This window comes from Kitasatospora sp. NPDC059817 (assembly GCF_042731835.1).
Lineage (GTDB): Bacteria > Actinomycetota > Actinomycetes > Streptomycetales > Streptomycetaceae > Kitasatospora.
The window spans coordinates 2,920-15,176 of record NZ_JBHWIR010000180.1; the positions used below are offsets into that span (position 1 = coordinate 2,920).

Genomic DNA, 12,257 nt, shown 5'->3' on the forward strand with positions numbered 1-12,257 from the left:
TTTTTGTTTCTCTACAAAAACAACTAACCCGTCCGCGCCGCGGCCGGCCCCCCCCCCCCCCCCCGCTCCCGGCCCCGGACACGGCGAAGGCCGGGGCCCGCGGACGAATCCGCGAACCCCGGCCTCCGGCTGCCCCGACCTACCTCGAACTGCTCAGAACGATCTGATCGAACGAGATCGGAACGACGGCTCAGTGACCGCCCTGCTCCGCCAGACGCTTGATCGAAGCGGTGACCTCGGCCTCGGCCTCGGCGCGGCCGACCCAGTTGGCGCCCTCGACGGACTTGCCGGGCTCCAGGTCCTTGTAGACCTCGAAGAAGTGCTGGATCTCCAGACGGTCGAACTCCGACACGTGGTGGATGTCCCGCAGGTGCTCCCAGCGCGGGTCGGTGGCCGGAACGCACAGCAGCTTGTCGTCGCCGCCGGCCTCGTCGGTCATCTGGAACATGCCGATGGCGCGGCACTTGATGAGGCAACCCGGGAAGGTCGGCTCGTCCAGGATCACCAGCGCGTCCAGCGGGTCGCCGTCCTCGCCGAGCGTGCCCTCCACGTAGCCGTAGTCGGCCGGGTAGCGGGTCGAGGTGAAGAGCATCCGGTCGAGCCGCAGCCGGCCGCTCTCGTGGTCGACCTCGTACTTGTTACGAGAGCCCTTCGGGATTTCGATAAGGACGTCGAATTCCAACGGTTCCTCCAAGGTAGGGACTGACAGAATCCAAGTGTCTCCTACGGGAGTGAGTGCTCGGGAAAGGGGCCGGTCGGTGGGAACAGGGGTCGGGGCGGCGCGCCGCCGCAGGGGGACGGCCGCCGGACTGTTCGGAGCGGCCCTGCTGGTCGCCGGAACGGTCCTGACCTCGGGCGGAGCGTACGCGCAGCCCTCCCCGGGCCCCGGCGGCCACAGCACCGAGCACGGCGAGGGCGACGGCCGGGGCGACGGCCGGGACGGCCGCGACGGTGGGAAGGGCGGCCGGGGGAGGGGCGATGGCAAGCCCGGGCCGGGCGACACCCCGGCCACCCGCCCGGGCGAACAGCCCACCGCCCCCGGCACCGCCGCCGGCTCCACGCCCACCGGCACCGGCTCCACGGGCCCCACCGGCTCGGCCCCCGCCCCGGGTGGCGGCGCCCGCCCGGCCCCCGCCCCCGGCGCCGTCCTGGCCACCGTCGAGGCCGGCGGCTCCGCCGCCGCACCCACCGCCCAGGGCCTCCAGCAGGCGCTCGCCGCCGCCGTCGCCGACAAGAGCCTCGGCACCGTCACCTTCGCCGTCGCGGACGCCGCCGTCGGCCAACTCCTGTACGGCTCCGGCGAGAACACCCCGGGCACCCCCGCCTCCACCACCAAGCTGGCCACCGCGATCGCGGCCCTGTCGCTGATCCCCGGCGACACCCGGCTGACCACCCGGGTGGTCCGGGGCGCGGACCCCGGCACGATCACCCTGGTCGGCGGCGGCGACCCGACGCTCACCGCGCTGCCCGCCGACCAGGTCCAGATCGGTGGTCAGGCGGCCGATGCCGACACCGCCCCCGCCTCGCTCGACGCCCTGGCCCGGCAGACCGCCGCCGCCCTCAAGGCCGCCGGCACCACCACCGTCAAGCTCGACTACGACCTGTCGATGTACGCGGGCAATCCGCAGCACAAGAACCACGACGCGCAGAACATCGCCCTGGTCGTCCCGCTGATGGCCGACGAGGGCAGGGTGGACCCCAAGAGCCGTGACGAGGCGCCGGCCCGGGTCGCCGACCCGGCCGGGAAGGCCGCCGAGAGCTTCGCCGCCCTGCTCAAGGCCCAGGGCGTCACCGTCGACGGCACGGCCAAGCCCGCCGCCGCCCCGGCCGCCCCCGCCGCCACCGTCCTCGGCCGGGTGGACTCGCCGACCGTCGCCCGGCTGGTCGAGCGCATGCTCACCACCTCCGACAACCAGCTCGCCGAGGCGATGGCCCGTCAGGCGGCCCTCGCCGCAGGCCAGCCGGCCAGCTTCGAGGGCGCCGCCACCGCCGTCACCCGGGAACTCGCCAAGCTCGGCGTGCCGATGACGGGCGTGTCCCTGAACGACGGCAGCGGACTGCACCCGGGCAACGCCGTCCCGCCGGCCGTCCTCGTCCAACTCCTCGCCCTGGCCGCCTCCGACCAGCACCCGGCCCTGCGCCCGGTCCTCACCGGCCTGCCCATCGCCGGCTTCACCGGCACCCTCGGCAAGCGCTACGGCACCGGCTCGGGGGCCGCCGCCGCGGCCGGCCTGATCCGCGCCAAGACCGGCACCCTCAGCGGCGTCAACACCCTCGCCGGCACCGTCGTCGACGCCGACGGCCGCCTTCTGGCCTTCGCCGTCATGACCCGCACCACGGCCCCCGCCGACACCGCCCGCGCCGCCATGGACCGCATCGCCGCCCGCCTCGCCACCTGCGGCTGCCGCTGACCCGCCCGCGCCCCCGCCCCGGGCCCCGCCGGGGGCGGGGTGAGGGTGTTCGTCGCGGGTGGCTGCCGCTGGTGGGTGGGAGCACGTACGGTGAGGGCATGACGAGCGCGAGTGGCGGTGCTGGCATGGTCGACTGGAATCTCGCGGTCGCAACCGCGACCAGGTTGGTGCGGCCGGGGCCGGAGGTGAGTCGGGCGGAGGCGGCGGCCGTGGTCGCCGAACTGCGCCGGCACGCGCTGGAGGCCGAGGAGCACGTCCGGGCGTTCACGGGGATGCGGTCGAGCAGTCTGACGGCGGCCACCGCGACGCCGGTCCTGGTGGTGGACCGCCCGGGCTGGGTGCGGGCGAACGTGGCCGGCTTTCGCACGGTGGTCCAGCCGCTGGTGGAGAAGCTCCAGGCGCGCCGGGCGAGCAGCCCGACGGCGGGGGTGTTCGGCGCGGTGGGGGAGAAGGCCACCGGCATCGAGGTGGGCGCGCTGCTGGCGTTCCTGGCCGGGAAGGTGCTCGGCCAGTACGAGACCTTCGCCCCGGCGGAGCCTTCGCTGGAGGCCCCGGACAGCCCGGCGGCGCTGTTCGACAAGCCGCGGCTGGGGCCGGAGGGCCCGGGGCCGGGCCGGCTGCTGCTGGTGGCGCCGAACATCGTGCACGTCGAGCGGGAGCTGGACGTCGACCCGTCCGACTTCCGGCTCTGGGTCTGCCTGCACGAGGAGACGCACCGGACGCAGTTCACCGCGGTGCCGTGGCTGCGCGACCACATCCAGTCCGAGGTGCAGTCCTTCCTGGCGGAGACGGACGTGGATCCGGGCGCCCTGCTGGACCGGCTGCGGGACGCGGCGGGTTCGCTCGGCGGCGGGCTGCCGGGTGTCGGGGGCCGGGAGGGCGTGCCGTCGGCGGGGCTGATGGAGGTCGTCCAGTCGCCGGCGCAGCGCGAGATCCTGGGCCGGCTGACGGCGGTGATGTCGCTGCTGGAGGGCCACGCGGACGTGGTGATGGACGGGGTCGGCCCGGCGGTGGTGCCGACGGTGGCGGAGATCCGGGAGAAGTTCCAGCAGCGCCGGGACCGCGGGGCGAACCGGCTCGACCTGCTGTTGCGCCGGCTGCTCGGCATGGACGCCAAGCTGCGCCAGTACCAGGACGGGGCGGTGTTCGTGCGCGGGGTGGTGGAGCGGGTCGGTATGGAGGGCTTCAACCGGGTCTGGACCTCCCCGAACACACTGCCGACCAAGGAGGAGATCCACGATCCGGCCGCCTGGGTCGCCCGCGTCGCCCGCTGAGGCGGGCGCGGACGGGGCTCGGACCCCAAGCGCCGCGCGGTGGTCGGTGGTGGTCAAACCCGCTCGTACGAGTGGTCCAATCGGGCAGCCGGAGGGTGAAGATACGTTTCTCCATTCACCCGAACGTGGGACGGTGGTCGTACCGGTGGCGCGGGTGGCGTAGCGGGGTGCTCCTTTCTGCCACCATCTGTGAGCGCCCGGTAACAGGGCGCTCATGAAGCTGCGCGGCCCAGCCGCGCGAGCCGCCGTCCTGTCCCCTCCGTCGAGGAGTCGTCCGCCGTGGGTCCACACCCCGCAGTCGCAGCGATACGCCTGGCCGTCCGCCGCACGCTCACCGACCTCGCCGCCGAGGCCGGTACCACCTTCACCGCGCCCGTGCGCGAGCCCCGCGAGCGCCCGGCCGGGGCGCCCCTGGTGGGCGCCGCCGTCGGCACCACCCTGATCGGCAACGCCGCCCGGCACCCGTCCGGACTGCCCCGGACCCCGGCCGCCCCCGGCTCCCCGCTGGTGCTGGTCGCCGTCAGCGGCGGCGCCGACTCGATGGCGCTGGCCATCGCCGCCGCCTTCGAAGCCCCCAAGATCGGCCTGCGGGTCGGCGCCGTCACCGTGGACCACGGCCTGCAGCCCGGCTCCGCCGACCGGGCCGCCCAGGTGGCCGAACGGCTGCGCTCGCTCGGCCTGGACCCGGTCGAGGCGATCCCGGTGCGCGTCGGCCGGTCCGGCGGCCCGGAGGCCGCCGCCCGGGACGCCCGCTACGCGGCCCTGGACGCGGCCGCCGAACGGCTCGGCGCGGTCGCGGTGCTGCTCGGCCACACCCGGGACGACCAGGCCGAGACGGTGCTGCTGGGCCTGGCGCGCGGTTCGGGCTCCCGCTCGCTGGCCGGGATGCCGGCGCAGAAGGGCCGCTACCGCCGCCCGCTGCTGGAGCTGGACCGGGCGGCCACCCGGCAGGCCTGCTCCGCCCAGGCGATCCCGGTCTGGGACGACCCGCACAACTGTGATCCCGCCTACACCCGCTCCCGGGTCCGGCACGAGGTGCTGCCGGTGCTGGAGAAGCACCTGGGCGGCGGGGTGGTCGAGGCGCTGGCCCGCACCGCCCGGCTGTTCCGCGACGACGCGGACGCCCTCGACCAGTGGGCCTCCCTGGCCGAACGCGACCTCCGGACGGGTGAGGGCGCCCTGGACGCCGTGAAACTCGCCGAACTCCCGCCCGCGGTCCGCCGCCGGGTGCTGCGCCGGGCCGCGCTGCGGGCGGGCTGCCCGGCCGGGGACCTGTTCGCGCGGCACCTGGAGACGATCGACCTGCTGGTCACCGGATGGCGCGGCCAGGGGCCGCTGCACCTACCCGGGGGCGTCGAGGCCACCCGCAGGTGTGGCACGCTGGTCTTTCGGCGGCAGGGCGACTGACGGACGGGCATGTCCCGGGGTAGTCGGCCGCCGGCCACACAGACCCCGAACGTTTGAGGACGTATCCCCGGTGGACCAGAACGACATGGGCGCTGACCTCGCGAAGGTGCTCATCAGCAAGGACGAGATCGACGCCAAGCTCCTGGAGCTGGCCGAGCGCATCGACCGGGACTACGCAGGCAAGGACCTGCTGATCGTCGGCGTCCTCAAGGGGGCTGTGATGGTCATGGCCGACCTCGCCCGGGCCCTGCACTCGCAGGTCACCATGGACTGGATGGCGGTGTCCTCCTACGGCATGGGCACCAAGTCCTCCGGCGTGGTCCGCATCCTGAAGGACCTGGACACCGACATCGCCGGCCGGGACGTCCTGATCGTCGAGGACATCATCGACTCCGGTCTGACCCTGTCCTGGCTGCTGGGCAACCTGAGCTCGCGCGGCCCGGCCTCGCTGGAGGTCTGCGCCCTGCTGCGCAAGCCGGACGCGGCCAAGGTCGAGATCGACGTGAAGTACGTCGGTTTCGACATTCCGAACGAGTTCGTGGTCGGCTACGGCCTGGACTACGCGGAGAAGCTGCGTAACCTGCCCTTCATCGGGACGCTCGCTCCGCACGTCTACGGGGGCTGAGGACTCCGTTCGGGCTACGGATGGGAACAGGAGCCGGTTCCCGCCCGTTGGACCGGGGGGACCAAGAACGACGGCCGTGTCGCTGCGCTCCCGCCATGCGCGGGTGTGACTGCGGTACGGTCCATTAAAACCGCTCTTCACATGAGCACCGACCAGGATGCGCCGGCGGCACCCAGCCCGCGGCGCCGTTGAGTGGCAGGAGGGACGGGGCGGCAACGCCCCGCATGGATGGACGTCAAGCGATACTTCCGTGCGCCGATCATGTGGATCGTGCTGGCCGTCCTCGCCGTCATCGTCTTGATGCAGGTCGTTTCGGATTCGAACGGCTACAAGACGGTGGACACCGGGCAGGTCGTCGCGGCGATCGACGCCAAGCAGGTCAAGTCGGCGCAGATCACCACTGGTGACTCGAACACCATCAAGATCCAGCTGAAGGACGGCGCCACGCTGTCCAACGCCGGTACCGGCAAGACGCCGTCCGGCAGCAAGTTCCAGGCCTCGTACATCGGCGACCAGGGTGTTGCGATCGCCGACAAGCTCCAGGCCCAGATCAACGACAACGACCAGAGCACGCTCGCCGAGGGCTACACCATCAGCCCCGAGAAGCAGAGCACCTTCGTCAGCCTGCTGCTGTCGATGCTCCCGATCGTCATCATCGTCCTGGTCTTCCTGTTCCTGATGAATCAGATGCAGGGCGGCGGCTCCCGGGTCATGCAGTTCGGCAAGTCCAAGGCCAAGCTGCTCACCAAGGACACCCCGAAGACGACCTTCGCGGACGTCGCGGGCGCCGACGAGGCGGTCGAGGAGCTCCACGAGATCAAGGAGTTCCTCCAGGAGCCGGCCAAGTTCCAGGCCGTCGGCGCCAAGATCCCCAAGGGTGTGCTGCTCTACGGCCCGCCCGGTACCGGCAAGACCCTGCTGGCGCGTGCCGTCGCGGGCGAGGCCGGGGTGCCGTTCTACTCGATCTCCGGCTCGGACTTCGTCGAGATGTTCGTGGGTGTCGGCGCCAGCCGCGTCCGCGACCTCTTCGAGCAGGCCAAGGCGAACGCCCCGGCGATCGTCTTCGTCGACGAGATCGACGCCGTCGGCCGGCACCGCGGTGCGGGTCTGGGCGGCGGTCACGACGAGCGCGAGCAGACCCTCAACCAGCTGCTGGTCGAGATGGACGGCTTCGACGTCAAGGGTGGCGTGATCCTGATCGCGGCCACCAACCGCCCCGACATCCTGGACCCGGCGCTGCTGCGCCCGGGCCGCTTCGACCGTCAGATCTCGGTCGAGCGCCCCGACCTCCAGGGCCGGCTGGACATCCTCAAGGTGCACCAGAAGGGCAAGCCGATCGCGCCCGACGTCGACCTCTCGGCCGTCGCCAAGCGCACCCCCGGCTTCACCGGCGCGGACCTGTCGAACGTCCTCAACGAGGCCGCTCTGCTGACGGCCCGTTCGGACAAGAAGCTGATCGACAACGGCATCCTGGACGAGGCGATCGACCGCGTCGTGGCCGGTCCGCAGAAGCGCACTCGGATCATGTCCGAGCGGGAGAAGAAGATCACCGCGTACCACGAGGGCGGCCACGCCCTGGTGGCGGCGGCGTGCCCCAACAGCGACCCGGTGCACAAGATCACGATCCTCTCGCGCGGCCGGGCCCTCGGCTACACCATGGTGCTGCCGGACGAGGACAAGTACTCCACCACCCGCAACGAGATGCTCGACCAGCTGGCCTACATGCTGGGCGGGCGCGCGGCGGAGGAGCTGGTCTTCCACGACCCGACCACCGGTGCGTCGAACGACATCGAGAAGGCCACCGCCACCGCCCGGGCCATGGTGACCCAGTACGGCATGACCGAGCGGCTCGGCGCCATCAAGTTCGGCTCGGACAACGCGGAGCCGTTCCTGGGCCGTGAGATGGGCCACCAGCGCGACTACTCGGAAGAGGTCGCCGGGCTGGTGGACGAAGAGGTCAAGAAGCTCATCGAGAACGCGCACAACGAGGCCTGGGAGATCCTGGTCGAGAACCGCGACGTGCTCGACAACCTGGTTCTGGAGCTCCTGGAGAAGGAGACCCTGAACAAGGAGCAGATCGCGGAGATCTTCGCCACGATCGTCCGGCGCCCGGCCCGGCCGGCCTGGACGGGCTCGTCCCGTCGCACGCCGTCCACCCGGCCTCCGGTGCAGTCCCCGAAGGAGCTGGCGCTCACCAACGGCGCCGCCGCGATCGACACCGCCCCGGTGGACATCGTGAAGCTCCCGCCGCTGCCGAGCGCGGAGCCGCCCGCCGAGGGCTGATCCCGCGCACCGTACGGAATGGATGCCGCGTCACCGGGGTTTGTACCCTGGAGACGCGGCATCCGTGCTGTTCAGCAAAGTCGTCCCAAGTAAGCGAGGCCCGCATGATCGACCCGGTGACGCTCGACGGTCCACCCACCGTCGGGACCTTCGACCAGAAGCGGGCCGAGAACGCCATCCGCGAGCTGTTGCTCGCCGTGGGTGAGGACCCGGACCGCGAGGGGCTGCTGGAGACCCCGGCCCGGGTCGCGCGCGCCTACAAGGAGATATTCGCGGGCCTCTGGCAGGAGCCCGAGGACGTCCTCACCACCACCTTCGACCTCGGGCACGACGAGATGGTGCTCGTGAAGGACATCGAGCTGACGTCCGTCTGCGAGCACCACCTGGTGCCGTTCCGCGGCGTGGCGCACGTCGGGTACATCCCGTCCGCCAGCGGCAAGATCACCGGCCTGTCCAAGCTGGCCCGGCTGGTCGACGTCTACGCCCGCCGCCCCCAGGTGCAGGAGCGGCTGACCAGCCAGGTGGCCGACGCGCTGATGCGGATCCTGGAGCCGCGCGGGGCGATCGTCGTGGTCGAGTGCGAGCACATGTGCATGTCGATGCGCGGCATCCGCAAGCCGGGCGCCAAGACCATCACCTCGTGCGTCCGCGGCCAGCTGCGCGACCCGGCCACCCGGGCCGAGGCGATGAGCCTCATCATCGGCCGATAGCGCAACGGCCGGCCGGTCCCTCGGACCGGCCGGCCGTCGCCTGCCCGCGCCACCTGCCCGCGTCAGCCGAGCCGCTCGCCGATCCACTCCAGCGAGGACGGCAGCTCACGGGTCCAGCTGTCGAAGTTGTGGCCGCCGTCGTCCAGGTAGAGCGAGTCGACCTTGAACTGCGGGTTGGCCGCGGCGACCTGCTGGGCGTGGCCGACGAACTGGAGGGTCTGCGCGAAGTCGCCCTCCTTGCGGGAGGAGACGACCAGCAGCGAGAGGGCGGGGGCCGGGAGGTTCGTCAGCCGCCAGTCGAGGTCGCTCTGCTGCGCCAGGGCGGCGTCGCCGGCGAACAGGTCGCCGCCGGTGAACTGGTCCTCCTTGACCTTGTACTCGCTGTGCAGGCCCACCCCGCTGCCGTAGACGTTCGGGAAGCGCATCGCCAGCCGCAGCGCGCAGCTGCCCCCGGTCGAGTAGCCGAAGACGGACCAGGAGGCGGCCGAGCGGCCGGTCCGGTAGGCGGTGCGGAGCGCCTCCGGCAGGTCCTTGGTGAACCAGGTCTCGGCGCGCGGGCCGCCGGGGACGTCCACGCACTCGGTGTCGCGCGGTGGGGCGACCGTCGGGCGGGCCATGACCACGATGGTCGGCGGCATCTTGCCGGACTTCTGCAGCTCGCCCGCGGTGCGCAGGACGGGCAGCTCCTTGATCAGGTTGAGCGTGGTGCCGGGGAAGCCGGAGATGGCGACCAGGACGGGGAAGCGGACCAGGGCGAACTTCGGGTCGAAGTACTCGGGCGGCAGATAGACGAACAGCTGGTCGGACAGCCCGGTCTCCTTGCCGGTGACCCGGACCGATTCGACCTTGCCGGTCTCCTCGGGCGGGCCCTTGGGCAGGTCGGTGACGGTCTCCAGACCGCCCTCGGTGGTCGGCTGGACCGGCGTGTCCGAGGCCGAGGTGCCGCCCTTGTGGTTCTCGTTGCTGGTCAGCGCGAGCTTGGTGCTGCCGGGGCTGAGCAGGTCGTCCCACGAGGTGTAGAACCCGAAGGAGTTGTTCACCGCCAGCGCCAGCACGGCCACGACCGCGACTTGAGTGACGGTCAGCAGGCCGATCCGGCCGAGGACGGGCAGCGGGCGCTGGCGCGCCAGCCGCGGCCAGAGCCACAGGGTGGTGACGAGAGCCGCGGCGCCGAGTGCGAGCAGCGAGTTCACCAGTGCGTCGCTGGTCAGTTCCATGCAGTCGGCCTTCCGATGGGACACTGTCGGTGCACGCCTCATCGTCTGGCGGCCCGTCAGCTCCGGCCACCGCGACTAGGCTGTCCGGATGCCCGGGCGAGCTGGGAGGGCGGGGGGAGCCGCAGGCAACCGGCGCCCTAGAATGCGGCGTCCACCGTACGTACGGCGTACCGGAGGACCCTGCCGCGCCACGCGGCGGCAGGGCTTCGGCTCCGTCCCCGGCTCCACCGCAGCGCGCCCACGGCACCGGTTTACCGACCGTTTCCGGATCCTTGGTATGCGCATTGCCTGATGAAGGAAAAGGCATTGAAGGTCCATCACACGTGCTCCCCCGGAGTGACCGGACGGCGTCCCGCAGCCTCTACGCTGAGCTTCCATGAGCGTTCCCGTGTCCGTTGAGCCGAGCCCCGAGCAGCCGCGTCGTCGACGCGGCCTGCAGACGCTTCGCACCCAGGCGGCGGCCGTTCCGAGGGCCTGGCTGCCCCGCGCGGTCGGGTACGCCTGTCTGCTGATCGGCCTGGTCGACATCGCCAGCGCGGTGTTCCCCAAGCTCCGGCACTCCAAGATGCACACCTTCACCGGGCAGCTGCCCGGCGGCACCACCTCGCTGGCCGCGGTCGGGACGATGATGGTCGGCCTGCTGCTGGTGCTGCTCGCGCACGCGCTGCGCCGGCGCAAGCGGCGGGCCTGGCGGGCGGTGTGCGTGCTGCTGCCGGTCGGCGCCGCGCTGCACATCGTGCGCTGGCACCAGGTCGGCCCGGCCGTGGTCTCGCTGGCGGTCTTCGTGGTGATGCTGGTGCACCAGCGCGAGTTCTACGCCAAGGCCGACCCGCGCACCCGCTGGCGGGCGCTGGTCAACCTGATCGTGATGGGCGCCGTCAGCGTGCTGCTCGGCCTGCTGATCGTGAGCACCCGGACCAAGTACGAGATCGGCTACCCGGCCCTGCCCGAGCGCCTCCAGCACGTCGTGTACGGGCTGTTCGGCTTCGAGGGGCCGATCCGGTACAACAACGTCCGGATGTCCGACCTGGTCGCCTACCTGCTCGGCGGGCTGGGCCTGCTGACCGCCTTCACCACCGCCTACCTGGCGCTGCGCCCGGGCAAGCCCAAGCCGGAGCTGACCCCGGAGGACGAGGAGAAGGTCCGCGAGCTGCTCACCCGGCACGGCGAGCGCGACTCGCTCGGCTACTTCGCGCTGCGCCGAGACAAGAGCGTGCTGTTCTCGCCCACCGGCAAGGCCGCGATCTCCTACCGGGTGGTCTCCGGCGTGATGCTCGCCTCCGGCGACCCGGTCGGCGACGTCGAGGCCTGGCCGGGCGCGATCAAGGTGTTCATGGCCGAGGCCCGCGAGCACGCCTGGGTGCCGGCCGTGATGGGCTGCAGCGAGGTCGGCGGCGAGGTCTGGACCCGCGAGGCGGACCTGGACGCGCTGGAGCTGGGCGACGAGGCGATCGTCGACACCGCCACCTTCTCGCTCGCCGGCCGGGCCATGCGCAACGTCCGCCAGATGGTCAAGCGGATCGAGCGCAACGGCTACTCCTGCCAGGTGCGCCGGGTCCGCGACCTCGGCGTGGAGGAGAAGCACCGGATCGCCGACGCCGCCGCCCGCTGGCGCGGCACCGACACCGAGCGCGGCTTCTCGATGGCCCTCGGGCGCTTCGGCGACCCGCTGGACGACGACTGCGTGGTGGTCACCGCCCACAAGGCCCCGGAGGAGGGCGAGAGCGGCGACGACCTGAAGGCCGTGCTGCACTTCGTGCCCTGGGGGCCGGACGGCATCTCGCTGGAGCTGATGCGCCGCGACCGCGCGGCCGACCCGGGCCTGAACGAGCTGCTGATCGTCGCCGCCCTCCAGGCCGTGCCCGCGATGGGCGTGCGCCGGGTGTCGCTCAACTTCGCGATGTTCCGCTCGGCGCTGGCCCGCGGCGAGCGGATCGGCGCCGGCCCGGTGCTGCGGGCCTGGCGCGGACTGCTGGTGTTCCTCTCGCGCTGGTTCCAGATCGAATCGCTGTACAAGTTCAACGCCAAGTTCCAGCCCGAGTGGGAACCGCGCTTCCTGGTCTTCCCGAACACCCGGGACCTGCCGCGGATCGGCTTCGCCGCGATGCAGGCCGAGGCCTTCATCACCCTCGGCATGCCGCGCTTCGGCCGGCGGCGCCAGCGGGAGGGCCTGATGCCCACCCCGGGCGCCCGCGACGTCACCGAGGCCGCCTGAGGCACCGCCGCGACCAACGGGGCGGCGCCCGCGGGAGCCCCGGGCGGGGCGCCGGCGCGGGTAGGGCGCAGAGGCACAGCCCCCCCGGCGCCGGGGCCGCCGCGCGGCCGCGCGC

Annotated in this window: 9 protein-coding genes; 7 read left to right on the forward strand and 2 right to left on the reverse strand. The window is 72.3% G+C overall.

Annotation, left to right across the window (positions count from 1 at the left end):
* Positions 1-190 precede the first annotated feature (190 nt).
* Positions 191-682, reverse strand: coding sequence for an inorganic diphosphatase (locus ACFV61_RS28760; protein ID WP_063348256.1), 492 nt, complete (start codon positions 680-682; stop codon positions 191-193).
* 76 nt (positions 683-758) lie between these two features.
* Between ACFV61_RS28760 and dacB the strand changes: the two genes are divergently transcribed.
* The 6 genes from dacB (at position 759) to folE (ending at position 8,710) form a co-directional block, all read left to right on the forward strand.
* Positions 759-2,411 (forward strand): D-alanyl-D-alanine carboxypeptidase/D-alanyl-D-alanine-endopeptidase, encoded by a 1,653-nt coding sequence (dacB, locus tag ACFV61_RS28765; RefSeq protein WP_380494756.1) that lies wholly within the window; start codon positions 759-761, stop codon positions 2,409-2,411.
* Positions 2,412-2,509: 98 nt separating this feature from the next.
* On the forward strand, positions 2,510-3,685 hold the full coding sequence (locus ACFV61_RS28770; RefSeq protein ID WP_380482417.1) for a zinc-dependent metalloprotease: 1,176 nt from the start codon (positions 2,510-2,512) through the stop codon (positions 3,683-3,685).
* A gap of 279 nt (positions 3,686-3,964) precedes the next feature.
* Positions 3,965-5,092 carry a tRNA lysidine(34) synthetase TilS gene (gene tilS, locus ACFV61_RS28775; RefSeq protein WP_363376734.1) on the forward strand — a complete coding sequence of 376 codons (1,128 nt, stop codon included), beginning with the start codon at positions 3,965-3,967 and terminating at the stop codon, positions 5,090-5,092.
* A 70-nt stretch (positions 5,093-5,162) separates the two neighbouring features.
* Positions 5,163-5,717 carry a hypoxanthine phosphoribosyltransferase gene (hpt, locus tag ACFV61_RS28780; protein WP_063348252.1) on the forward strand — a complete coding sequence of 185 codons (555 nt, stop codon included), beginning with the start codon at positions 5,163-5,165 and terminating at the stop codon, positions 5,715-5,717.
* Positions 5,718-5,945: 228 nt separating this feature from the next.
* Positions 5,946-8,000 carry an ATP-dependent zinc metalloprotease FtsH gene (gene ftsH / locus ACFV61_RS28785; RefSeq protein ID WP_063348251.1) on the forward strand — a complete coding sequence of 685 codons (2,055 nt, stop codon included), beginning with the start codon at positions 5,946-5,948 and terminating at the stop codon, positions 7,998-8,000.
* 104 nt (positions 8,001-8,104) lie between these two features.
* On the forward strand, positions 8,105-8,710 hold the full coding sequence (gene folE / locus ACFV61_RS28790; RefSeq protein WP_063348250.1) for a GTP cyclohydrolase I FolE: 606 nt from the start codon (positions 8,105-8,107) through the stop codon (positions 8,708-8,710).
* Positions 8,711-8,772: 62 nt separating this feature from the next.
* Here folE and ACFV61_RS28795 read toward each other — a convergent pair whose 3' ends face one another.
* Entirely contained in the window at positions 8,773-9,927 is a 1,155-nt protein-coding gene (locus tag ACFV61_RS28795; RefSeq protein WP_063348249.1) for an esterase family protein, read from the reverse strand.
* Between the two features lie 376 nt (positions 9,928-10,303).
* Between ACFV61_RS28795 and ACFV61_RS28800 the strand changes: the two genes are divergently transcribed.
* Positions 10,304-12,142 carry a phosphatidylglycerol lysyltransferase domain-containing protein gene (locus tag ACFV61_RS28800; RefSeq protein ID WP_380494759.1) on the forward strand — a complete coding sequence of 613 codons (1,839 nt, stop codon included), beginning with the start codon at positions 10,304-10,306 and terminating at the stop codon, positions 12,140-12,142.
* Positions 12,143-12,257 lie beyond the last annotated feature (115 nt).